Raw genomic sequence first — 22,501 nt, 5'->3', positions numbered from 1 at the left:
ATTCGACCCCCTCAGTAGAATGGCGCCATGCCTGCTATTTCGCGTCCGTTCTCGCTTGCCAAGCTCTTGCTTGCTGTTTTGCTTGGCTGCTTGCCACTAGGCGCTGCGGCGTTAGCTGATACACCTCCCCCTCAGCAAAATACCCCGCATGCCTTGATACATGCCTACCTTGAACAACAAATTCGCCAGCAGGGCTTTGAGGGTGAGGCAGAAATAAAGTTAGATACGACGAAGCTGTCGCAACAAGCCACATGCGCCCAGCTTGAGGCTTTTATTGCCGGCCAAGGCGAGCTTCGCTCACGGTTCAGTGTCGGCTTGCGCTGTCTGGATCCCAAGCCTTGGGTCGCCTACGTGCCCGTACAGCTGAAACTCATGGGTCAATATCCAGTCGCCGCCCGCGCCCTGCCCCCCAATACAGTTCTTGGCGAACACGATGTAGCCTTGCGCGACGGCGATCTGATGCGTCTGCCCGCCGGGGCCGCGCTCTCGCACGAAGAAGTACTGGGCCACACAACAGTGCAACGCATTGCTGCCAGGCAAGTCTTCAAACGCAACACCCTACAGGCACCGCACTCGGTTTCCAGGGGCCAAACCGTCACACTTGAGGTACGGGGTGAGGGCTTCACCGCCTCCGGCGAAGGGACGGCCATGCAGTCCGGAGGACCCGGCGCCATCATTCAGGCCCGCACGGCTTCAGGCCAAATTGTTCAAGGGCGAGTTCTAAACGCTTACACTGTATTGCTAACTATGTAGGCCGCTACCATGCCTACCCTAAAGAACCATCGGATATTTCCGTAAGCCACTATACTTAACCCCAGATCGTCGCCAGGCCCCAAAACAACCGTGAAAATCTCCTCCTCTTCGCCTCATGCCAAGCTAGCCGCCCTCAGTACGGCGCGCGAGTCCCGCGCCCAGGCGTCGTCCAGCCAACCTGCAGCAGGCCAAGCCGTCGACCTTAGCGACACGGCTCGTCAGCTTTCTGCGCTCAGCAGCGGCGCTCACGACGTAGACATGCAAAAAGTTCAGGCTATCCGTGACGCCATTGCATCAGGGCAGCTCAAAATAGACACCAGCCGCATAGCCGACTCCCTGTTGGCTAGCGCTCGCGAACTGCTCAAGTAGAAATACGCCCCATGTCTTCAGTACTGCAAACCCTGGAAACCTGTCTTGACCGTCAACTGACGCTCGCACGTGAGTTCTTGACGGCGGTGCAACACGAATCCCAATTGCTTCAAGACCCCAGCCAAGCAGAACTGTTGGCCACCAGCACAGCGACAAAGCTAAGCTGCATTCAACGGTTCGAGGCGCTGGAAAACGTCCGCAACCAAGCCCTTTTGCAATTGGATCTCGACGCCAGCCCTGAAGGGCTGCAACAAGCGTTGCGGCTACATCCCTCCCTGGCCCCTCTGTTCACCGAGCTTCAAGATATAGCCGATCAAGCCCGCCAGCTGAACGAGCAAAACGGCACTGTCATACAGACTTACCTGCGCCATACCCAGCACACCTTGGCCGATCTGCGCCAACTCACGGGGCAGGCAACTGAACCTTTGTACAATGCCAGTGGCCGAGCATCGGGCGCACTCCCCGCTGGCCGCACCCATATCACAGCCGGCTAAATCCGCGCCTTAGTCGCGCGCCAAGCCCGGTAGTTCAAACACCAGACAACACGCGCTTAAGCTCAAAGAGCTTGCAGCCGGCTCTAGACAAGTTCTCCAGATTGGGCGACCCGCCTTCAGCCAAGGCCAGCAAGACCTTAGCCAGCACGGGGTCATCCAGCATCTGCGCGGTCGACAAGGCCAACTGTACGGCCACCCCTGCCTGCTGCACTCCCGGCAAGCGCTTGTGCGTCAAGGCTTGCCAATACAAACCGGCCAGCTTGAATATCGTTGCTCGTGAGGCGTGCAAAAGCAGCCACCGCCCCCACTGCTCGGGGGCCGGAGCCTTGTGAGACAGCTTGGCGACTGCCAGCCATTGCTTGAGCACAAGCCCATCACTGCGTCGTTGCGCTCTCAAGCTGAAAAACGCTAGCTCTTGCTCCTCTGCCCCCCGCATTGCTCTGGACACCACGGTTTGCGCCGCCCACCATTGAACCTCCTGTGCCTGCCAACCCAAGCCCATACAAAGAAGCTGGCTCATTTGCAACGCTACAGGCTGGTGCAAAAGCTGGCGCGCGATAGCGGTGGCAACGCTGGCCTCGCCTTCATGCCGCAAACTACTGCGAAGGGTACAAGGTGCCAGCCAATCGCTTTGCTGCGAAGCTACCGTGGGTTTGCCCTCGTATACACGTAGCTGAGCCAGCTGACCCTCAGCCAAAAACTGCTCCATGAGCTGATCCAGATGAGCTGCCGCCGGAATCTGGACGCCTTGCCGCCCATCACTGGCCACCCAGCCATCCGTTCGTAACCATACCTGCCAGGGGCTGGCTATCCATAATCCGTCAGGGGAAGCCAGCAACGCGGCACGGATGGTCTGCCCACCGAAGCTTCCGTTAAGACGGACTTGTCCCGACAAAGTGATAGCCTGTTCGGCGCCAAGCACACTCAAAGCCCGCTCCATTCTGGCCAGCTGCTGTGGCGACTCCGCGGCGGCCTGAGTTTCCCCCGATTGATGAAACCTCTCGTAAGCCAGTGCTGTCACCAGGTGCTCATCCACACGCCGGCATGCAGCCTCGAGTTCGTCGACACGCAGATCGCAACCCCGGCCTGAAAGCAGAGACAAGAGGTTTTCCATGTTGACGGGTCTACTGGAAGATACCGGCTGAGCGGGCCCCGTAGCGCCATGAGCCGCCATCAACATGGCCAGATCCGCCTGGCTAGGAGCAAACAAGGCAGAGCCCTCTGCGGCACTCAAGGCACGATCCACCAGACAAGACGCGTCCGCAACCATCATGTCTTCAGGCACTTTCTGTCCAGTGCTCACAAAATGTATGGGTAGTCGATGGCGAATGCAAGTGTCCAATACGGGTGCCAGCCGTCCGGCCTCGTCCACTTTGGTCACCAGACATCCCACTACGGGTGGGCCGCCATCATTAAGATAACGTCGCGCGACCTCGTCCAGCGTGTCGCCATGGCTAGCGGCGTTCAAAGCCAGCAGACGCACAACACGCGCAGACGCGGCGGCAAGCAGGCTCGCCTGCGCGCCCACATACTGATCGCGTTGACTCACTCCTATATTATCGATGAGCACCAGCTTTTGCGGGCCGGCTTCTCTCACCAGGGCTTCCAACTGCGCCGCACCTTCTGCGACATGCACCGGCACGCCCAGCAGGCGGCCATAGATGCGCAGCTGCTCGTGAGCACCGATTCGGTAGGTATCGGTCGTGAGCAACACCACATTGCCCGCCCCCAGCCTACGCACACAGCGCGCGGCAAGCTTGGCAATGGTGGTGGTTTTGCCCACCCCCGTGGGCCCTACCAGCGCCACCACGGCTCCTGCCCTCAAGGTTCGCTCTTCCTGAACCGACACAGGCAAGTGCTTGATGAGCTCATTGCGACACCAGTCTAGCGCAGCACGCTCGGAAAGCTGGTTGGGCAATTGCTTGAGCATGGCTCGCAGCAAACGGGTACTGAAGCCCATGCTCAGCAAGCGCTGAAAAACCGAAAGCACCACCGGTGCACGCTGCAATTGCTGTCCCCACAGCATTTCATCCATCCGTGCTTCCAGCATGCCGCGCAGATCACCCACGACTTGTTGTAAGTCTAAGGTTTCCTTGTCCGGAATCTCTGCCTTCTGCGCTGAGGGTTCGACGGCCAAAACAGCCGCCTTTTCGCTTTCAGTGTGTGGCTGCGCAAGCACTTCCGTTTGGTCAGTTGCCAGAATTTCCACCCCGCCATTAACGCGGCGGTTGGAAACAATCAAGGCCTCCGGGCCCAGCGCCATGCGTACCTGTCTCAACGCTTCCCTAGTGGTCACCCCGAAAAATCGGCTCACACTCATGCCATTTCTCCTATCCAGGAGGTGAATCTGAGCATGCGCTCATCGGGAATCTCTGCGCTGGAAAGCACTGCCAGATGGGGCAAATGATGCCGCAGGAACCGTGACAAAGAGGCACGCAACGCTGGAGGCGTGACCAGCACCGCTGTTTCGCCCTGGGCCTCTTGGGTCTGGACGGCTTGCTGGGCCTGAACCAACAGACTCTCTGCCAACCCGGGTTCAAGCGCCCCACTGGAAGTCAGCGCTTGCATCAGCACGCGCTCAAGACGAGGCTCTAAACCAATAGCGCGAACTTCACCACTTCCGGGAAACCAGTATTGGGTGATCGCGCGCCCCAAGGCCACACGCGTTAAGGCCAGCATCTGCGCCTCATCCGGATTGACGGCATCCGCGAGTAAACGAGGGGCATACTCAAAAATAGTTTCTATGATCGTGCGCATATCGCGCACGGGGACCTCTTCTGCCAGCAGCCCGCGCAACAACTTCTGCAGCTGCGAGAAGCTGATGGTTTTGGGCACCAACTCGTCGGTCAAGCCGGGCGACACTTTATTGGCGTGCTCTAGCAACTGCTGCACCTCGGAGCGCCCTATCAGACTGGCCCCCTCACGATGCATCAGATGGTTCAAATGGGTAGCGATGACGGTACTGGCGTCGACGACGGTATAGCCGGCGATCTGCGCTGACTCTCGCGTGGCGCCATCTATCCATACCGCCGGCAGACCGAAAGCGGGATCCGTCGTCATCTGACCCTGTAGCTTATGGGTGACTTCGCCAGGATCAATCGCCAGCCATTGATCGGGCATGGCGATACCCCGCCCCGCTTCTACCCCCGAGAAAAGGATACGGTACTCGGTAGGCTTGAGCTCCAGGTTGTCCCGAATGTGCACGACCGGCGGTAAAAAGCCCACATCTTGGGCATACTTTTTGCGCAAGCTGCGTATGCGATGCAACAGCTCTCCATCCTGAGCATGATCCACCAAGGAAATCAGACGGTAACCGACCTCCAGGCCCATAGGGTCCACAAGCGACACATCGTCCCAACTGGCCTCCGCCGCGGCGGCTTGGCTGACTTGCTGGCTGTGCACTTCACTTGCCGTGTCCTGGCCGGCCTGGGCTTGGCGCCGACGATGAATCATCCAGCCTACCCAAGCCAGCACGGCGGCCAGCGTCAAGAAAGCAAAATGCGGCATGCCCGGAATCATGCCCATGGTGAACAGGATGACCGCCGTAATAAACAGGACGGTGGGGTTCGAAAACAACTGGCCCATCATCTGCTGGCCAATGTCCTGATCGGTGGCCACTCGCGACACCACAACGCCGGCTGCCGTAGAGATGATAAGGGCGGGAATCTGAGCAACCAGGCCATCGCCTATAGTCAGCAAGGTATAAACGTGCCCCGCTTCAGCAAAGCTTAGGCCATGCTGACCCACCCCCACAATCAGCCCGCCAATAATATTGATGACCATGATGAGAAGCCCGGCCACCGCGTCGCCGCGCACGAATTTGCTGGCGCCGTCCATAGAACCGTAAAACTCAGCCTCTTGAGCAACTTCCTGACGACGTCGACGTGCCTCATCTTCGCCGATCAGCCCGGCATTGAGATCCGCGTCTATCGCCATCTGCTTGCCGGGCATGGCGTCCAGGGTAAAGCGTGCGCCCACTTCGGCGATGCGACCGGCCCCCTTGGTGATGACGATGAAGTTGATGATGACCAGAATGATGAACACAATCAGGCCGACCGCAAAATTGCCACCCACCAGAAAATGACCAAAAGCCTCGATGACCTGCCCTGCGGCATCCGGACCTTTATGGCCATTCATCAACACGACCCGTGTCGAGGCGACGTTCAGCGCCAGACGCAGCAATGTCGCAAACAGCAAGACTGAGGGGAAAGCGGCAAAATCCAGGGGTTTCTTGGTGAACATTGCCACCAACAGGATCATCACCGCCAAAGAAATATTGAACGTAAAAAACAGATCCAGAACGATGGGCGCCAAAGGCAGCACCATCATCATCAGCACCAGCAGAATCAGTATGGGCCCGGCCAGCAGGCGGGCTTGCTGCGCACCGCCTCCTTTTAAATATGCTAGTAATTGACTCATTGACGATTCGATTCCTCAGGATCCCATTGAGGGGGTACCTGGATGTCCTCTGGGTGCACAGCGGATGTTGAAGCAGACGGCGCTCCGGCGCGCAGCTGATAGGCCCAAACCAGAACCTGTGCCACAGCTTCGTACAAGGCGGCAGGCACCTCTTGTTCCAGTTCTACGTGATGATGCAAAGCGCGCGCCAAGGGCGGCACACGCACCAGGGGCACACGATTTTCCGTTGCCAGCTCGCGTATACGCGCAGCCACCAACCCGCTCCCTTTGGCAACTACCCGCGGTGCCTGCCATTTCTGCGACTGATAAGACAAGGCCACGGCATAATGCTGAGGGTTGGTGACGACGACATCTGCGCTGGGAACCGCCGCCATCATTCGACGCTTGGCGACCGCTCGCTGCATCTGACGGATCTTGCCTTTGAGCAGCGGATCACCTTCGCTTTCCTTGTGTTCCTGCTTAACGTCTTGCCGTGACATGCGCAGCTTTTTGTAATGGCTCCATAACTGCCAAGGCACGTCGATCAACACGACCAACAGCAATGCCGCCACAATGCTTACACAGGTAAGCGCCACACGATGTATGCCCCCCACAAGCGCCTCGTGCAAAGGGGCCCGGGTTAAAGACAACCACTCATCCATAGAGGCCAAGATAGCCCAAGCGCCTATGGTCCCTATCACGGCGGCCTTAGCCAGCGTTTTGAACAGCTCGACCAAGGTGTGCGCCGAAAACATGCGCTTGATGCCCTTGAGCGGGTTCAAACGCTCGAACTTTGGGGCCAAGGCCTTACCGCTTAACACCATACCGCCCAACGCAACGGAAGACAGCACAGCCACCACGGCAAGCAGACCAAACAGCCCAGCCATGCCCCACAAGACTTGGTAGGCTGCCTTGCCTGCCTGCAACAGCATATGGTCGGTTGATAGCAATAAGCTGGGGTCGAACCACATGTTTTGTTGAATGATCTGAATGATCATGTAGGCTAATTCACCGCCCATCAACCACAAACCGCCAGCACCCACCGCGAGAATCGCGAAGGTATTCAGCTCGCGCGAACGCGCCACTTGCCCCTCTTCTCGCGCTTTTTCAAGGCGCTGGGGCGTGGCGGCTTCGGTTTTTTCTAGGTCGCTTTCCTCGGCCATGGCAGGATACGGGGTGGATGACAGGACGTGCGTACGCCCCCCAGCGTGGGGCAATCCAGGATTCTAACGAGTCCCGGCTGACGCCATAGGACAAAGTAAACCCTTGAAATGCTGCCTGTTCCCGCGATTCGCAACCTTGCTGGGCTTAAAAGCCCAGGCTGCTCAACAAATCGTCTACCTGGTCCTGATTCGTGACAATATCCGGCCGCCCCTCGGTTCGCGTTTGCGGGCCATTGATCAGCGATTCCGTGTCTTCGCGCTTTTCTGCGGGAACGTTCTCGATCAGCACTTGTACCAGCTCTTTTTCAATGGCGTCTACCACGCCTAACATGCGCATGATGACTTGGCCGGTCAAGTCCTGGAAATCCTGGGCCATGATGATGTCCAGCAGGTTTTCTTGCGTACGCTGAGTCTTGGTATCGACGTCCGCCAAGAAAACACGGGTGTCGGCGGCCAAATCGGCATCACCCGATGGCATGCTCTGCCAGCGCGAGGCCAAGCTGCGCGCGTCACGCTGGATGTCGGTCTGCAAGGGCTGGATGTCTTCGGCGGCGTTGAGCACCCGGTTGGCTGCCTGCTCAGTCATGCGTGCCACGTACCCCAACCGATCACGCGCATCGGGAATCGCCTCGGCAGCTTCTTTGATGGCTTGATCCAAGCCTAGCTCTCGCATGCTTTCACGTAACATGCGCGTCAGTTGCCCAATTCGATTGAGCAGGTGTTCGGTAGGTTCAGCCGCAACAGGCCGAGTATTTTCTGATTCGAGCGCCGCACTATGCTCCATCTTCAACCTCCGTCAGGCACCGATCTTCTCAAAGATCTTGTTGAGTTTTTCTTCTAGGGTAGCCGCCGTAAACGGCTTGACGACATAGCCGCTGGCGCCTGCTTGGGCAGCGGCTATGATGTTTTCTTTCTTGGCCTCGGCGGTCACCATAAGCACCGGAAGATTGGCCAGATTGGCATCACCGCGGATTTCCTTGAGCATGGTCAGGCCATCCATATTGGGCATATTCCAATCCGACAAGACAAACTCGAAATTGCCATTACGCAGCTTCTCGAGGGCCATGACGCCATCCTCAGCCTCGTCCACGTTCTCGAAGCCGAGATCCTTAAGCAGGTTTTTGACAATACGCCGCATGGTGGGGAAGTCATCGACCACCAGTATCTTTATGGCTTTGTTTACCAATTTAATTCTCCGTTTCACTCAAGATTGACGACGCATCCAACAATTACGCCGCCTACTTCCATTCGTACAAGCTGGGCTAGCCGTTACACACGGTGCCCATAGGCCCCGGCGCTCTTCAGTAAGTAAGCGCCGATTTCGGACAAAGGCAACACCACATCGGCTGCGCCTATCAATGCCGCCTCACGCGGCATTCCATACACCACACTGCTGGCTTCGTCCTGCGCGCAGGTAAGCGCTCCAGCCTGCTTCATCGCCAGCAAACCTTGTGCACCGTCCTTGCCCATACCTGTCAATATGGCTCCCACCGCATTTCTTCCCGCCACCCTGGCCACTGAGTGGAACAAAGCATCCACCGATGGCCTATGCCTGTTTACCGGCTCGCTAGGGTCCAGCCTGACCACGTAGTTGGCGCCTGAGCGCTCAAGCAGCATGTGAGCAAGGCCGCCGGGTGCCAGATACACATGCCCGGGTAAAACGCGCTGACCATCTTCGGCCTCGTGAACCTGCACTGCGCACAGGTTGTCCAGTCGACGCACGAAGGAGCGCGTGAAACCCGCAGGCATATGCTGGGTAATGAGAATAGCCGGACTATTTGCCGGCAGGGGCTCTAACACTTGCCGTATGGCTTCGGTGCCCCCTGTCGAGGCGCCAATGGCGATTATTTTTTCGGTGCCTACCAGTACCGAACTTAAGCGTTTGACCGGTGCAACATCATTGCTCCGGGCGAACCGAGGGCGAGGTTGCGACTGCGCCGCCGCTCGGACTTTTTCAGCAATCAACTCGCTATAGCCCAACATACCTTCACGCAGGCCCAACTTAGGCTTGGTGACGAAGTCCACAGCACCCAGTTCCAGGGCACGCAAAGTGACTTCGGAGTTGCGCTCAGTCAGTGACGACACCATCACAACCGGCATGGGCCGCAAACGCATCAAACGTTCGAGGAAATCCAGACCGTCCATACGCGGCATCTCGACATCCAGCGTTAACACATCCGGGTTGTGAACTTTAATCAGGTCGCGCGCGACCAAGGGGTCAGGCGCCACAGCCACTACCGTCATATCGGGGTGACTATTGATGATTTCCGTCATGAGCCTACGCACCAGAGCGGAATCATCAACACACAGAACCCGGATTTTTTTCATGAGACAACACGATAAACAGTCTGGCCTTGCAAGCGAAAGACCTGGGTCAAATAGGTGAAATTCTCGGAATGGCCTGCAAACAATAGGCCATCCTTCTTAAGCAAGGGGACAAAACGCTCAAGAATACGCACCTGCGTTTTTTTATCGAAATAGATCATGGTGTTTCGACAGAAAATCGCATCGAACTTCTGATCTATGGGCCAGGCTGGCTCCACAAGATTCAAGGTTTGGAATCGTATGCACTCACCCAGTACGGGCTTTACCCTGACCAGCCCCTCGTTACTGCCTCGTCCCCGTTGAAAATACTGGCGCAGCAGGTTTTCGGGAATAGCCTTGACGCGTTCAGCGGTATAGACTCCGCGCTGGGCCTTTTGGATAGCCTTGCTATCAATGTCGGTAGCCAGGACCGAGACTCGGGACGGCGCCCGCCCACAGACCTCCAGCAAAGTCATGGCAATGGTGTAGGCTTCTTCACCGGTAGACGCCGCGCAACACCAGACGCTGATGGGTGCCGGCCTTTGTTTAGCAAAGTCAGCCAGAATCTCGAAATGGTGGCGTTCGCGGAAGAAAGCCGTGTGGTTGACAGTAAAGGCGTTAATGAAAGACTGCCATATCTCGGCCTGGGGATGCTGTCGCAAATAGGCCAAATAGGCGGCCACGCTGCCCTGACCGCTCTTGCGCGCCTGCGCATCCAGCACGCGTGCGGTCATCTCTTCTTTATGATCACCCAACACAATACCCGTGCGGTCGCTAAGCAAGCGTGCTGCTTGAGCGAAATCTTCGCTGGACATAGGCAATTGGGTTGCCGGCGCTGAAAACAGCCGGCTACCGGATGCGGTCATAGGGCGCCTTGAGGTGCTTGCAAACGAGCGTAATCGTCAGGTGGCGATTTCTCTTGGGAAGACTCGGCGTGCAGTCGCTCCGACGCGCTTTGCATCTCGAATACTTCGGACGCATTGAGCTTGAATACGGACACCGCCACTGCAAGTCTGTCCGCCTGCTCTTGCAAAGAACCCGCAGCTGCGGTGGCCTCGCTAACCAACGCGGCATTTTGCTGCACCACGCCATCCATTTGGGCCACCGCCACGTTTACCTGGGTAATGCCATCCGACTGCTCTCGAGAAGCAGAAGAAATCTCGCGCATCAAAGTTGTGACACCCTCTACAGAACTCACCAGTTCTTGCATGACCGTGCCCGCCTGACCGGCCTCGCTTGCTCCTTGCCGTATGGTGTTTAAAGAGCCCTCTATGAGATCTTTGATTTCTCGGGCTGCCTGTGCGCTGCGCTGTGCCAACGAACGCACCTCAGCCGCCACGACAGCAAACCCTTTGCCCTGCTCACCCGCCCGTGCGGCTTCCACAGCGGCGTTCAGCGCCAGAATATTGGTTTGAAACGCGATGCCATCAATAACGCTAACGATATCGGCGATTTTTCCGGAGCTTGCCGAGATTTCTTCCATGATGCCCACGACCTGACCCACCGCGCGCCCCCCTTTCTGGGCCACCTGCGAGGCCTGCACCGCCAACTTGTCCGCCTGTTCCGCATTGTCGGTGTTCTGACGTACGGTACTGGACAACTGCTCCATGCTGGCTGCCGTTTGCTGCAAGGCAGCGGCCTGTTGCTCGGTACGCGCGCTTAGCTCGATATTGCCGGAGTGGATTTCGTGCGCCCCACGCTGGAGCTCCTGGACCCCTTGGCGCACCTCGGTGACGATGCGAGTCAGGGCTTCCTGCATGCGACGCAAAGCATTGTTCAGAGCACCAATCTCGTTACGAGAGGCGCCAGCCACTCTCTGGGTAAGGTCACCATTCGCGATACGGTCAAAATAAGTACCGGCTTGACGCAAGGGACGCAGCACCGCGCGATCCAGAAACACATACACCAAGATGGCCAGTATCAAGGCGCCGGCCAAGCCCAGCAGCACCAGCAGCACGACGCGCTGATAATGCACGGCTTCTTGTTCGGAGATCTGCGCCAGATTTTGCTGCTGATACTTGTTGAACTGGTTGACGGCCTCGTACAGATCTTGTTGCAGATACTCGCCCGTGCTGTCTTTGTAGGCGTTATAGCCCTCTATGTCACCTTGCTCCAGAAAATCAAACAAGGGTTCAACCCCGCCATTCATCAGCGATGTGTAAGCATTGTTGACCCCAAGGAAGACGCGATGCTTATCGTGCAGCGTCAACTGACGGAACTCTTCGTATTTTTTTTGGGATTCGGCAAAGGCTTGCTTGCCCTGTTTGATGAACTCCTCAACAGACCCACCCCGGCTGAAAATATGATTGCCTTCCGGTTGCTCGTAAGCCCGCGTCATCTGGTCCAGCTTGCCTTGCAACACTGTCTCGACCCCCAGGCCGAGATACACCTGAACCGACTTGAAGGCGTCTATGGCGTCATACAACGCGGCCCGGGTGTTCTGCATATTGGTCACATGGTTCAGCGTTTGGTTGTTTCCACGGATGGAGTACAACCCGACCCCCGCCCCTACCAACAGCATCAGAACGAATATCACGAGCACGCCAGTCAAGCTGGTGCGCACCTTAAGATTATTGAGAGATACTGCGCGACCCATATAGGTAAGCTCCTTTTAGTTGTCTTTTAATGCGGTGCCGGCTTACAAGGCTCAATCAGCTGAAGCGCGCTCTATAAGTTCCATCTCGTCGCTGGTCATTAAGCGTTCGATATCGACCAGAATCAACATCCGCTCCCCCACGGTTCCTATGCCGGTCAGGTATTCGGTAGAAAACGCCGAGCCAAACTGCGGTGCGGTGCTGACCTGCCCTGCTTGCAGCATCAGCACATCGGAGACGCCATCGACGACTATGCCCACCACACGCGAGGAAAGATTGAGAATAATGACAACGGTTTGCTCGTCGTAAGCCACGACGTCCAGCTTAAGCTTGACCCTCATGTCGACGATAGGAACGATGATGCCCCGCAGATTGGTAACGCCTTTGATGAACTCAGGCACATTGGCGATACGCGTCACCGACTGGCTGTCATAACTACGGATTTCCTGGACCTTCAGGATGTCGATACCGTACTCCTGAGAGGCCAGCGTAAATACCAGGTATTCCCTGCCGGATTCTTCTACGTGCCCGCCGGATGCGGTTTCATGCTGATTGATCATGGTTTGCTCTCTGGATACGGTTCAAGATGCGATTGCCTGGTGACGCTCGCGCGTCATACGCAGCAGGGCGAAGATGTCGGCGATCAGCGCCACGCTGCCGTCGCCTAGTATGGTGGCTGCCGAAATGCCTGGCACACGTCGGTAGTTGGCCTCAAGATTCTTGACCACCACCTGCTGCTGGCCAACCAACTGGTCTACCAACAATGCAAAACGTGACTCCTCTGCTTGCAAAATGACGGCAATGCAGCGCAACACCTCGGTTTGGGCGCCATGCACATCGAATAGCTTGTGCATGGCCACGATGGGAAGATATTCCCCCCGAACATGCAGCACGCATTCTCCGTTGGACATGCGATGCAGGTGCTTTTCGTCGATCTGCATGGACTCGGTAACGTGGCTGAGCGGTAAGATGAAGATCTCTTCGCCCACCTGAACCGACATGCCATCCAGGATAGCCAGGGTCAGGGGCAACACAATACGGGTAGTCGTGCCTTTTCCGGCTCGGGAAGACAACAATACGTGCCCGCCCAAGCTTTGAATATTGCGTCTGACCACATCCATACCCACACCCCGCCCGGAGATCTCCGTGACCTTATCGGCGGTTGAGAACCCCGGCGCGAAGATAAGTTGCCAAAGCTCGTCGTCAGGCGTGGACTCATTGACAGGGAAGCCCTGACGCATGGCTTTGTCCAGAATGCGTTGACGGTTCAAACCGGCCCCGTCATCACTGACTTCGATGATGATCTGCCCGCCCATGTGCTGAGCGGATAGCGTCAGTTGACCTTCCTCTGGTTTACCGGCGGCGAGGCGCGCTTCTGGTGCTTCTATGCCATGGTCTATGCTGTTGCGCACCAGATGGGTCAGGGGATCAATGATGCGTTCAATCAGGCTTTTGTCCAGCTCTGTGGCCGAACCTTGCGTCACCAGGTGAATTTGCTTACCCATACGCGTGGCGCTTTCGCGTACCACCCTGGGAAAGCGACTGAAAACGTAATCCATAGGCATCATTCGTATGGACATGACAGCCTCTTGGAGGTCTCGAGCGTTGCGTTCGAGGTGTTCTATGCCATTGAGCAAACGATCATGTAAGACAGGATCCAGCGTGGAAGCGCTCTGCTGCAACATGGCTTGGGTGATGACAAGCTCACCCACCAAGTTAATGATCTGATCGACTTTTTCTACGCCCACCCTCAGGGTATTGGCTTCCTTCTGGGGTTTGGCGTGTTTGGTCTTCGCTGCCTCGGGCGCACGCCCCTGGGTTGGATCTGGGGACGACGCTGCGGGCTCAGGCGCCGGGCCACCGACCGGGGAAGGCTGAGACGGCAAGGCCGGCTCGTCGGCCCTCGCAGCGGAAGCCGCAGACTTGACGATGACTTGATCGGCATTGACGACAAAGCAACACACCGCCTGGATATCATCACTGCTGGCGGTGGTGTGCAGCCAGATATCGAGCGTTCCGTCGCCATGCTGATGGCGCTCAACGTCTCCCATGAGCGCCATCTCGGCCAGCAAGGCCTCACTATCGCGCGGATTAATGCGGCTTAAAGCGATATGAAGAAACTGTGCGCCCGGTTTGGACTCTGCCGGCGATGGCTGTGCGGGTGCCAGGTCGGCCTGTGGCATTGCGACCGCCTGGGCATCCGATGCTTGAGCCAAAGCCCGTAAACGCGAGCAGATGTCGTGGGCAGCTGCTTCATCTGGGGACTCCCCCACACGATAGGCGCTGACTTGATCCGACAAGACATCTTTGGCTTGCAGAAAGACGTCTATCATTTCTCGACGCAATACCAGTTCGTGATTGCGTATGGCGTCAAGAAGATTCTCGAGCAGATGCGTCGTGTCTGCCAACAGGCCAAAGCATCCGAAGGTGCCGGCTCCGCCTTTGATGGAGTGCGCCGCCCGGAAGATCGCGTTCAATTCATCGCCGTCGGGCGCTTCGATATCCAGTCCCAGCAACAACCCTTCCATTTCGGCCAACAATTCGCTGGCCTCATCGAAGAATGTCTCGTAGAACTGGCTAAGATCAACACCACTACTCATGATTGCCCTTTTTCCGATTGACGCATACCCACCCACACACATCGCTGGCATCACGGGCAAGGGGCACTGAAAGTACCCCGACAATTCACCCGCCTATGGCATTTGCCCACGCTCGGCTTCGGACATGTCGAGCTCTTCAGTGTCTTCCTCGGCATCCTGATCTGGCTCGGACACCATGGTAGGCACCAGCGCCCGTGGATCGATTTCGCCCTGGAACTGCCCCAACGCGTGCTGCTCGTCTATGCGCCGCTCTGTCTGTTGATTAAGCACCAGAAGACTAATGCGTCGGTTTACGGCTGCACTGGGATCATCTTTAATTAAGCTGACGGTCGCGGACAAACCCAACACTTGTTTGATCTTGGATTCATCCATACCCCCCGCAACCAGTTCGCGCCGAGCGGCATTCGCCCGGTCAGCCGAGAGTTCCCAATTGCTGTAAAGACGCTCCCCCGCCGCATACTGCATGGCATCCGTATGGCCGGTGATAGTCAGACGGTTGGGAAGGTCATTGAATATCGGCCCCAGCTCTCGCAAGATAACCCTCATGTGCGGCAACACATAGGCACTGCCGGTGGCAAACATAGGGCGGTTCTGTTGATCGACAATTTGTACGCGCAGCCCCTCAGGGGTCATATCCAGCAGCAGCTGCGGACGAAACTCACTCAGCACCGGATCCGTGCGGATCAAAGACTCCAACTCGGTTTTCAGGTCTTCCAAGCGCTGCATATCCCGGCGCTCGCCCCCGCCGCGAACAGCAGAACGTCTTTGAGTAATAGGATTGGTATTCGGTATTGGGCTGGGTGACCCGCCAGGCACCACCTTGCTGCTGGTGTCAACTTTTTCACCACCCATTACTGCTGTCATGAGCGGCATGCGAAAGTATTCGGCAACACCTACCAAATCGTCGCGAGGGATCAAGGACAACAACCACATGACCAGAAAGAAGGCCATCATCGCCGTCACGTAGTCGGCATAGGCAATCTTCCAGGCCCCTACGTGACGCCCCCTGCCCTGATTAGACTTACGCCGGCGCCGTATGACGACGCGATCGGAACCCGACTTCATTGGGCATCAGCTCGCTTTAGGGGCGCTAGCCTTGGCTTGGCGCACGTGATCTTCGAGCTCGGTAAATGAAGGCCGCTCGGACGAATACAGTACTTTACGTCCGAACTCTACCGCCAGCTGCGGCGGATAACCGTTCATGCTGGCCAACAGCGTGACCTTGATGCACTCCAGCACCTTGACCGACAAAGCCGTGCGGTTTTCGAGCACATGGGCCAGCGGGGAAACAAAGCCATAGGCTAGCAAGATACCCAGAAAGGTACCCACCATAGCTTTTGAAATGAGGTCAGCCAAGACTGCAGGGGGTTGATCGACCGATGCCAAAGCCTTGATCACCCCTAACACAGCCGCCACGATACCAAAGGCAGGCAGACCGTCGGCGACGCTGGCCAGCGCTCCGGCAGGGTGATTTTGTTCACGCTCGTGCGTTTCAATCTCCTGATCCATCAGCGTTTCGATCTCGAAGGGGCTCATGTTGCCACTGATCATCAAACGGAGGTAATCCGTGATGAACTCTATCAGCTGAGGGTCTTTTTGAACGCGAGGATACTCGGAAAAAATGGGGCTGGCCTGCGGGTCTTCAATATCGTACTCAATGGACATCAACCCATCACGCCGTGCTTTATTAAGCAGCACGTACAACAGCGCCATCAACTCCATGTACAGGGATTTCTGATAGGGAGAAGCTTTGAGCACCCCTGGCAGCACCTTGAACATATGCTTGACTGATTTGCCGTTGTTGGCAGCCAGGTAGGCACCCAATGCCGCACCGCCGATCAGCACGAGCTCGAAAGGCTGATAAAGCGCGCCCAAATGACCGCCCAGGCCAATATAGCTGCCGAAAACCGACACCAGCACGACGGCAAAACCGATGAGCACTAACACGCAAAACCCCTGTGTGAACATTGCCCCATATCATCGCAAGAGACGAGCTTGATGAAAGCGTCTGTCAACGGGGCCTTTTGAAGCTAAATCGGCGTTCTAGCATTAGCCAGATGACGCTTTAAACGGTAGCGGCCTTGGCTTTACGGGTTTTGCCGGCCCGAGGTGGCGGCTTGCAAATGGCGCACACGTAATCTTGACGGGGGTCGTGCGCATACGCGACAAAACCACCGTGACAATGCACACAATGCGACAGCTGCACCATGCTGCTGTCGAAAAATCGCAGCAGCATCCAGGCACGCGTGAAGCTTAATACGGCGTCATCGGCCGATACCGGCCCCTGCCCTAGAGCAGCTTGCTCTAAGTACAAGCGGTACGCCTCGATAAGCGCTTTGGTTTTTTTGACCGGCGTGTGGGTGTCAAGGTATTGGTAAATGCTGTAAAACAGGCTGGAATGTATATTGGGCAGCCAAGTCATATACCAATCGACGGAAAACGGCAGCATGCCCTTGGGGGGAGAGCTGCCGCGGATCTCGCGATACAAACGCGCGAGGCGGTCGTAGCTGAGTTCGGTTTCGGCCTGCAGCACCTGCAACCTGGCACCCAATTCGACCATTTCGCTGGCAAGGAATATATCTTCCGCCTCACGGGAAACGCTGCGGGCTTCCCGCGTCCTGCTTTTTACTAACGACATGGCGAAACTTACGAAGACGTGGAGTAATCGATGATTTTCTTGGGGGCTTGCTGGGAAAGCAAGATGGTGGAGTGCGCCTGTTGCAGCACGCCGCCCAAGACGTCTTGGGTCAATGCCGACAATAGCTTATAGTCGTCGAGACGAAAACCGCAGATAAGGGTATTGACGCTGGCCAGCTTGACCAACTGAGCGGGAGACAAGCCAAGCAGTATGTTTGCAACCTCTTCGCTACACCCCAAGCGAAACATTCCCACTGGAAAATTATCGCGCAGCAGGCGTTGAGCCAGCAGCAGGTAAGATAGATTGACTTCTTGGATGTCACTCAATCCCGTACTATCTTCGACTCTGGACACACCCGGAACTCCCTATCGTTCACATCGTGCTTTGCCTAAGGTGTAGCAAAAGCAACAAAATATTTGTTTATTGGAACAAACCTGTTGAAACTCGATCAAATTGTAACACAAGCTGTCATGAGGCCCAACTAAAAGTGATGAAAATGTCCCTCTGTTCTTGCCAGAGACACTATGACGCGAAACCCAGGAACCATGAAATTCCGTAATTTCGGCCAACATGATGACAAATATCAGAATGTATCATTTTGATTTAAATCAATCTATATAGAACCCAGCTTAAACAGCTAGCCGGAGGTTGCAATGCTGCAACGAATTGTCCTAGTGATCGCGGTTTTCCTGATCTTGTTGGTCGCCCTTAGTCTGGGCGAGAGCGTCGGCATGCGTACGCTGGAATGGGTATCCGGACTCACACAGTGGGTAGTGGGCGACTTGCGCGAATGGTATGAACGAATTGTCGCTTACATACAAGTCAACCATGTGAAAGTGCTCATTGCGGTGCTGCTGACCTTGCCCATAAGCTATTGGCTGATCAGGCGGCCCGGCAATGCGCCAGCGGGGCTAAGCACCCGCAAGATGGCCATTGTCCTGGCGCTGTTTTTAGGGTGGCTGGGCGCCCATCGTTTTTACTTGGGGCAAATCGGCTGGGGCCTGCTCTACCTTGTGATTGCCTATCTGTTCATCCCGCTAGCAGTCATATTGGGCTTGATAGACGCCTTACGTTTCGCCTTGATGAGCGAAGCCGCTTTTCAAAGCCGCAAGCCTGCCCGTCCTCAACCCCCAGTCGCCTAAAACTTGAGCCACATGTGCATTTCATTATAATTTGAAGCACATTTGCTTTTGCCTCAGAGACTATGGAAAAAAAGACTGCCCGGCTAACCGTTTTGATAGATCCACATAAGAAACAGGCGTTCGAGCAATTGTGTGCCAGTCAAGACCTCACGCCTTCACAAGTCGTGCGTCAGTTGATCAGAGATTATCTTGCTCACCATGACGTTTCGTATGGGCCGCACACGGCTACCCATAATCCGCAGGCCCACTTGGGCTCTTGAAAGAGCCGCTAGCCGATATTGCCAAAGCCAGGCTTACTCTCTTGCGCGATCCAGGGCCTGGTTGATAGTTTCGGCGATGTTCTGGGGCCCGATCCTGGCCTCTAGACGCATTTTTTCGAAGCGCCCCCTAATGGAACGATTCATTTCGCAGAATATCACCCTTACTTTTTGCCGTTGCAACGATGCGATAGCGTCTTCCAGCGCACGAAACCCTGTGGCGTCTATAAATGGCACATGGCTAAACCGCACAATAAGCACCCTGGGTAAAGGCTGCAACTCTGACAACACGCGCTCGACATTTTCGGCTGCCCCATAAAACAGCGGGCCTTCAATGCCATAAACGACGACTTGCGGGGGCAAACCCGAAAAGCCGACATAGGCAAGTTCGCGCGCTATTCTTGCCTCATCGTGTTGCACGACTTTTACACTGCCCGCCATGCGGCGCAGGAACAGCAACATAGCCACTATGACACCAATGTTGACGGCCACCACCAAGTCGGCAAAAACCGTCAGCAAGAAGGTCAGAAACAACACAAACACATCGGCACGCGGCGCCTGACGCGCCATCCGCAAAAAGTGCCGCGCCTCGCTCATATTCCACGCGACAACGAACAAGATGGCGGCCAGCGCAGCCAGAGGCACATTAGCCGCATAGGGTGCCAGCGCAACAACAATAAGTATGAGGGTCAAGGCATGCACGATGCCGGCCAATGGGCTAGTGCCTCCGTTGCGCACATTGGTTGCTGTGCGAGCAATAGCCCCGGTAGCGGCAATGCCACCAAAAAGCGGCGTCAGCATGTTGGCGACGCCTTGCCCGATCAACTCTTGATTGGAATGATGCCGTGTACCCGACATGCCATCCGCCACAACAGCCGACAGCAAGGACTCAATGGCGCCCAACATAGCAATAGCAAAGGCTGGCCCCACCAAACTGATGACTCGCTCAAAGGTCAGGGGTGGCCACTGCAGGCTGGGTAACCCTCTGGGGATCTCTCCAAACGTGCTTCCTATGGTTGCCACCGATTCAAACTGAAAAACCGACTGCACCAAGGTGGCAATGACCAAGGCCGCCAAAGGCCCGGGCATGCGCCGCATGCGTGGTAAGCGAGAGACATACAGTACGATCAGCAGCGAGCCTAGCGCCATCAGGGTGGTGACCACGCTTAGCTGCGGAAAAACCTGGATCATGGCCCAGATCTTTTCGTGGAAATGCGTCGCTTGAACAGGCGGAAGTCCGAAAAAATCTTTCCACTGCCCCACCCAAATAATTACACCTATTCCCGAAGTGAAACCTATGATGACTGGCGCAGGGATGTATTTGATGATGATCCCCAGGCGCGCAACGCCAAATATCACCAGAATGACCCCGGCCATCAGGGTGGCGATTTGCAGGCCTTGTACGCCGTGCTGGGCGACTATGCCCGACAGGATGACGATAAAGGCTCCGGTAGGACCGGCGATCTGTACGCGACTACCGCCCAGTACAGAGACAGCCAGGCCGGCAACAATGGCGGTGTACAACCCCTGCTCGGGCTTGACGCCGGAGGCAATGGCAAAGGCCATAGCCAGCGGCAAAGCGACGACTCCAACAATTACACCGGCAACAATATTGGGATACCAATAGCGTTTATTCAGCAGTCCCGCTCGGTAAGCTTCAACAAGAGCAATCATGTTGGCAAATAAACCAGGTAAATTTAATGTGCGTTCTATTATCATACAACTCACATATTTCTTTAAGCCCTATGGTTTTTCCATGGCTTGACCGCAGCTTCACAGCATGGGGCTGTTAAAAAATCACTACAATACGGGTTTGCATCCTTTTCCCAGGACTAAAGTGAGAAAAGTTGTTCGAGGCAAACTGCACGGTCTCTACGTCACCGGCGCAGATCTCAACTATCATGGCTCCATCACACTGGACCCCGACCACTGTGAGGCCGCCGGCATTCTGCCGATGGAATTTGTAGACATCTGGAATAAACATTCAGGTGCCCGCATCAGTACCTATGTCATCTATGGCGAACGCGGATCGCGTTGCTGCATTCTCAACGGTGCAGCCGCCCGCACTTGCCAGCGCGGTGACGAGGTCATCATCTGTAATTCCGCATACGTACAAGAGCAGGAAATAGAGCACATCAAACCTGTAGTGCTGACCTTCCACGCCGACAACTCCATCAACGAGCGTCTGCAATACAACGTAGGCCGCGACAGCCAAGAACGGCTCACCTTCGATATTCTGAAGCTCGACTAGCCAGGTGGCCGGCCTAGCTCCCTGTCCTCAGATACTGTAAATAGGCTACAATCGGCGCGGCTGCTTAGGCAGCCGTTTCGCTAGGGGTGCCGTCTGTAAAGACGGCTGAGAGAGTCCCTTTGAACCTGTGAGATCATCCTCGCGCAGGAAAGCGACAGACAGCTATTTTCGGAAAACATCATTCCGCCTGCATGTCGCTCCCTGCCAGCCACCGGAGCCGACATGAGCCAAGCTACTCCCCCCATCAACCACGCGCTTAGTCCCGTACCGGAAAGCAGCCGTGTTTTTGGCCTGCGTGAGCACGCCTCGTTATGGTTCAGCTTGGGCGTTGGCCTACTGGTCATGCAAGTCGGTGCCTATCTGGTACCGGCCACGGGCATACGCGAAGCCGTGTGGGCCACCTTTCTCGGTTCGCTTTTAGGTGCCGCCCTACTTGCCTGGGTAGGCAAAATTGGTTGCGACACGGGTTTGTCCAGTGCAGGGCTCATGCACCGTACATACGGAACTCTGTTCGCCCGACTGCCAGTTCTACTGAATATCGTGCAGTTGCTAGGCTGGACCATTTTCGAAATGGTGGTCATGCGCGAAGGGAGTGTGGCCATCGTTGGTCAAGCTCTCGGACTGGAACTCAGTGGCGCAACCGCCACCTTGGTCGCCACGCTTTTTTGGGGGCTGGTGCTGGCAGCGCTATTGGCGGGCTCCATGTTGACCTTGGTACGCAAATTCGTCAGCCACTACGGCCTTCCACTGGTGGTGCTGTCGCTATTATGGCTGAGTTGGCAGTTCGGCGACTTCCTTGCCGAGAACGGTTGGGCACAGTTCTGGAACCGACCGGGTGACGGCTCCATGACCATGTTTGGCGCACTCGACCTGGTTATCGCCATGCCCGTCTCATGGCTGCCTTTGGTAGCCGACTATGCACGTCATGGGCGCAGCGGCCGTACTGCCTTCGCAGGCATCTGGTTTGGCTATGCCATTGCCAATATGTGGTGCTATGCCCTGGGCGTCATGGTGATCAGTTCGGTAGGGCCAGATACCAATATGGTCAACGCCCTATTGCTCGCGCAAGGAGGACTCATCGCCCTGGGCCTGATCCTGATAGATGAGCTGGACAACGCCTATGGTGATTTGTATTCAGGTTCGGTGTCGGCCCACAGCTTGCTGCCGAAGTGGAGCATACGCCGCTGGGGTATGGGCTTGGCGCTGGTCAGTACCGCACTGGCCCTGGTATTGCCCATGCATACCCTGGAGCCTTTTCTGCTCACCCTAAGCTCAGTTTTCGTGCCCTTGTACGGTGTCATCCTTGGGCGTAACGTGCTGGGCGGTGCCCGCCGTACCCCCGAAGCAAAGACATTACACCTGTGGCCGGCCTTGTTATGGCTGCTAGGCATCGCGTTCTATCACAGTATTGGTCAGTGGGCACCCGGGTTCGGCTCGGCGTTGCCCACATTACTCTTGACCTTCCTGGTCGCCCTGCTGACGCGCCCCAGGGCAAGCCCCAGTGGCGCGCAGGTCGAAGCTTGCTGAATGAAAGTCAC

At 56.4% G+C, this 22,501-nt stretch carries 22 protein-coding genes and 1 riboswitch; of the genes, 7 read left to right on the top strand and 15 right to left on the bottom strand.

Features of this window, described 5'->3' with window-relative positions; genetic code table 11:
* Positions 1–27 precede the first annotated feature (27 nt).
* The 3 genes from flgA (at position 28) to H0484_RS03475 (ending at position 1,616) form a co-directional block, all read left to right on the top strand.
* The gene (flgA, locus tag H0484_RS03485) at positions 28–753 is read left to right on the top strand and encodes a flagellar basal body P-ring formation chaperone FlgA (RefSeq protein ID WP_226953058.1); all 726 of its coding nucleotides are present in this window, start codon (positions 28–30) and stop codon (positions 751–753) included.
* Positions 754–843: 90 nt separating this feature from the next.
* The gene (gene flgM / locus H0484_RS03480) at positions 844–1,122 is read left to right on the top strand and encodes a flagellar biosynthesis anti-sigma factor FlgM (protein WP_226953057.1); all 279 of its coding nucleotides are present in this window, start codon (positions 844–846) and stop codon (positions 1,120–1,122) included.
* Between the two features lie 11 nt (positions 1,123–1,133).
* Entirely contained in the window at positions 1,134–1,616 is a 483-nt protein-coding gene (locus H0484_RS03475) for a flagella synthesis protein FlgN (protein ID WP_226953056.1), read from the top strand.
* 34 nt (positions 1,617–1,650) lie between these two features.
* Here the strand turns inward: H0484_RS03475 and flhF are convergent, their stop codons facing one another.
* The 14 genes from flhF to flhD form a co-directional block, all read right to left on the bottom strand.
* On the bottom strand, positions 1,651–3,936 hold the full coding sequence (gene flhF / locus H0484_RS03470; protein ID WP_226953055.1) for a flagellar biosynthesis protein FlhF: 2,286 nt from the start codon (positions 3,934–3,936) through the stop codon (positions 1,651–1,653).
* Complete coding sequence (gene flhA, locus H0484_RS03465; RefSeq protein ID WP_226953054.1) at positions 3,933–6,035, bottom strand: flagellar biosynthesis protein FlhA; 2,103 nt, start codon at positions 6,033–6,035, stop codon at positions 3,933–3,935. Before flhA ends, flhF begins: the two co-directional genes overlap by 4 nt.
* On the bottom strand, positions 6,032–7,177 hold the full coding sequence (flhB, locus tag H0484_RS03460) for a flagellar biosynthesis protein FlhB (protein ID WP_226953053.1): 1,146 nt from the start codon (positions 7,175–7,177) through the stop codon (positions 6,032–6,034). Before flhB ends, flhA begins: the two co-directional genes overlap by 4 nt.
* 145 nt (positions 7,178–7,322) lie before the next feature.
* Entirely contained in the window at positions 7,323–7,961 is a 639-nt protein-coding gene (gene cheZ / locus H0484_RS03455; protein ID WP_226953052.1) for a protein phosphatase CheZ, read from the bottom strand.
* 12 nt (positions 7,962–7,973) lie between these two features.
* The gene (gene cheY, locus H0484_RS03450) at positions 7,974–8,363 is read right to left on the bottom strand and encodes a chemotaxis response regulator CheY (protein ID WP_226953051.1); all 390 of its coding nucleotides are present in this window, start codon (positions 8,361–8,363) and stop codon (positions 7,974–7,976) included.
* A gap of 83 nt (positions 8,364–8,446) precedes the next feature.
* Positions 8,447–9,505 (bottom strand): protein-glutamate methylesterase/protein-glutamine glutaminase, encoded by a 1,059-nt coding sequence (locus H0484_RS03445; protein ID WP_226953050.1) that lies wholly within the window; start codon positions 9,503–9,505, stop codon positions 8,447–8,449.
* Positions 9,502–10,347, bottom strand: coding sequence for a CheR family methyltransferase (locus tag H0484_RS03440; protein ID WP_226953049.1), 846 nt, complete (start codon positions 10,345–10,347; stop codon positions 9,502–9,504). Before H0484_RS03440 ends, H0484_RS03445 begins: the two co-directional genes overlap by 4 nt.
* Positions 10,344–12,077, bottom strand: coding sequence for a methyl-accepting chemotaxis protein (locus H0484_RS03435; RefSeq protein WP_226953048.1), 1,734 nt, complete (start codon positions 12,075–12,077; stop codon positions 10,344–10,346). The genes H0484_RS03440 and H0484_RS03435 overlap by 4 nt, the downstream gene beginning before the upstream one ends.
* A gap of 51 nt (positions 12,078–12,128) precedes the next feature.
* Positions 12,129–12,635 (bottom strand): chemotaxis protein CheW, encoded by a 507-nt coding sequence (locus H0484_RS03430; RefSeq protein ID WP_226953047.1) that lies wholly within the window; start codon positions 12,633–12,635, stop codon positions 12,129–12,131.
* A gap of 21 nt (positions 12,636–12,656) precedes the next feature.
* Positions 12,657–14,675: a chemotaxis protein CheA gene (gene cheA, locus H0484_RS03425; RefSeq protein WP_226953046.1), complete on the bottom strand. Its 2,019-nt coding sequence runs from the start codon at positions 14,673–14,675 to the stop codon at positions 12,657–12,659.
* A 93-nt stretch (positions 14,676–14,768) separates the two neighbouring features.
* Positions 14,769–15,740, bottom strand: a complete 972-nt coding sequence (motB, locus tag H0484_RS03420; protein WP_226953045.1) for a flagellar motor protein MotB — start codon at positions 15,738–15,740, stop codon at positions 14,769–14,771.
* 6 nt (positions 15,741–15,746) lie between these two features.
* On the bottom strand, positions 15,747–16,622 hold the full coding sequence (gene motA, locus H0484_RS03415; RefSeq protein WP_226953044.1) for a flagellar motor stator protein MotA: 876 nt from the start codon (positions 16,620–16,622) through the stop codon (positions 15,747–15,749).
* A 118-nt stretch (positions 16,623–16,740) separates the two neighbouring features.
* Positions 16,741–17,313: a flagellar transcriptional regulator FlhC gene (gene flhC, locus H0484_RS03410; RefSeq protein WP_226953043.1), complete on the bottom strand. Its 573-nt coding sequence runs from the start codon at positions 17,311–17,313 to the stop codon at positions 16,741–16,743.
* Between the two features lie 8 nt (positions 17,314–17,321).
* Positions 17,322–17,666: a flagellar transcriptional regulator FlhD gene (gene flhD / locus H0484_RS03405; RefSeq protein WP_226953042.1), complete on the bottom strand. Its 345-nt coding sequence runs from the start codon at positions 17,664–17,666 to the stop codon at positions 17,322–17,324.
* Positions 17,667–17,966: 300 nt separating this feature from the next.
* Between flhD and H0484_RS03400 the strand changes: the two genes are divergently transcribed.
* Both H0484_RS03400 and H0484_RS03395 read left to right on the top strand, forming a co-directional pair.
* Complete coding sequence (locus H0484_RS03400) at positions 17,967–18,455, top strand: TM2 domain-containing protein (RefSeq protein WP_226953041.1); 489 nt, start codon at positions 17,967–17,969, stop codon at positions 18,453–18,455.
* 62 nt (positions 18,456–18,517) lie between these two features.
* Positions 18,518–18,715, top strand: a complete 198-nt coding sequence (locus tag H0484_RS03395) for a ribbon-helix-helix domain-containing protein (RefSeq protein ID WP_226953040.1) — start codon at positions 18,518–18,520, stop codon at positions 18,713–18,715.
* A 33-nt stretch (positions 18,716–18,748) separates the two neighbouring features.
* Here the strand turns inward: H0484_RS03395 and H0484_RS03390 are convergent, their stop codons facing one another.
* A complete protein-coding gene (locus tag H0484_RS03390; RefSeq protein ID WP_226953039.1) occupies positions 18,749–20,386 on the bottom strand; it encodes a SulP family inorganic anion transporter in 1,638 nt (545 codons plus the stop codon).
* 163 nt (positions 20,387–20,549) lie between these two features.
* Between H0484_RS03390 and panD the strand changes: the two genes are divergently transcribed.
* On the top strand, positions 20,550–20,963 hold the full coding sequence (panD, locus tag H0484_RS03385) for an aspartate 1-decarboxylase (RefSeq protein WP_226953038.1): 414 nt from the start codon (positions 20,550–20,552) through the stop codon (positions 20,961–20,963).
* Between the two features lie 72 nt (positions 20,964–21,035).
* A riboswitch (TPP riboswitch) is annotated at positions 21,036–21,130 on the top strand.
* 55 nt (positions 21,131–21,185) lie between these two features.
* Complete coding sequence (locus H0484_RS03380) at positions 21,186–22,490, top strand: purine-cytosine permease family protein (RefSeq protein WP_226953037.1); 1,305 nt, start codon at positions 21,186–21,188, stop codon at positions 22,488–22,490.
* Positions 22,491–22,501: the final 11 nt, after the last annotated feature.

Source organism: Mesopusillimonas faecipullorum, from assembly GCF_020539505.1.
GTDB classification, from domain to species: domain Bacteria; phylum Pseudomonadota; class Gammaproteobacteria; order Burkholderiales; family Burkholderiaceae_B; genus Mesopusillimonas; species Mesopusillimonas faecipullorum.
The sequence above is the reverse complement of the archived record's forward strand: the minus strand, read 5'-3'. Positions and strand labels throughout refer to the sequence as shown.

What these genes read in the sequence shown, in the direction of transcription:
- H0484_RS03390 (WP_226953039.1), bottom strand. Translation starts at nt 20,386, where the DNA reads ATGATTGCTCTTGTTGAAGCTTACCGAGCGGGACTGCTGAATAAACGC.
- H0484_RS03395 (WP_226953040.1), top strand. Translation starts at nt 18,518, where the DNA reads ATGGAAAAAAAGACTGCCCGGCTAACCGTTTTGATAGATCCACATAAG.
- H0484_RS03400 (WP_226953041.1), top strand. Translation starts at nt 17,967, where the DNA reads ATGCTGCAACGAATTGTCCTAGTGATCGCGGTTTTCCTGATCTTGTTG.
- cheA (WP_226953046.1), bottom strand. Translation starts at nt 14,675, where the DNA reads ATGAGTAGTGGTGTTGATCTTAGCCAGTTCTACGAGACATTCTTCGAT.
- flgA (WP_226953058.1), top strand. Translation starts at nt 28, where the DNA reads ATGCCTGCTATTTCGCGTCCGTTCTCGCTTGCCAAGCTCTTGCTTGCT.
- flhA (WP_226953054.1), bottom strand. Translation starts at nt 6,035, where the DNA reads ATGAGTCAATTACTAGCATATTTAAAAGGAGGCGGTGCGCAGCAAGCC.
- H0484_RS03435 (WP_226953048.1), bottom strand. Translation starts at nt 12,077, where the DNA reads ATGGGTCGCGCAGTATCTCTCAATAATCTTAAGGTGCGCACCAGCTTG.
- flhB (WP_226953053.1), bottom strand. Translation starts at nt 7,177, where the DNA reads ATGGCCGAGGAAAGCGACCTAGAAAAAACCGAAGCCGCCACGCCCCAG.
- H0484_RS03445 (WP_226953050.1), bottom strand. Translation starts at nt 9,505, where the DNA reads ATGAAAAAAATCCGGGTTCTGTGTGTTGATGATTCCGCTCTGGTGCGT.
- flhC (WP_226953043.1), bottom strand. Translation starts at nt 17,313, where the DNA reads ATGTCGTTAGTAAAAAGCAGGACGCGGGAAGCCCGCAGCGTTTCCCGT.
- motB (WP_226953045.1), bottom strand. Translation starts at nt 15,740, where the DNA reads ATGAAGTCGGGTTCCGATCGCGTCGTCATACGGCGCCGGCGTAAGTCT.
- H0484_RS03440 (WP_226953049.1), bottom strand. Translation starts at nt 10,347, where the DNA reads ATGACCGCATCCGGTAGCCGGCTGTTTTCAGCGCCGGCAACCCAATTG.
- flhF (WP_226953055.1), bottom strand. Translation starts at nt 3,936, where the DNA reads ATGAGTGTGAGCCGATTTTTCGGGGTGACCACTAGGGAAGCGTTGAGA.
- H0484_RS03475 (WP_226953056.1), top strand. Translation starts at nt 1,134, where the DNA reads ATGTCTTCAGTACTGCAAACCCTGGAAACCTGTCTTGACCGTCAACTG.
- H0484_RS03430 (WP_226953047.1), bottom strand. Translation starts at nt 12,635, where the DNA reads ATGATCAATCAGCATGAAACCGCATCCGGCGGGCACGTAGAAGAATCC.
- H0484_RS03380 (WP_226953037.1), top strand. Translation starts at nt 21,186, where the DNA reads ATGAGCCAAGCTACTCCCCCCATCAACCACGCGCTTAGTCCCGTACCG.
- cheZ (WP_226953052.1), bottom strand. Translation starts at nt 7,961, where the DNA reads ATGGAGCATAGTGCGGCGCTCGAATCAGAAAATACTCGGCCTGTTGCG.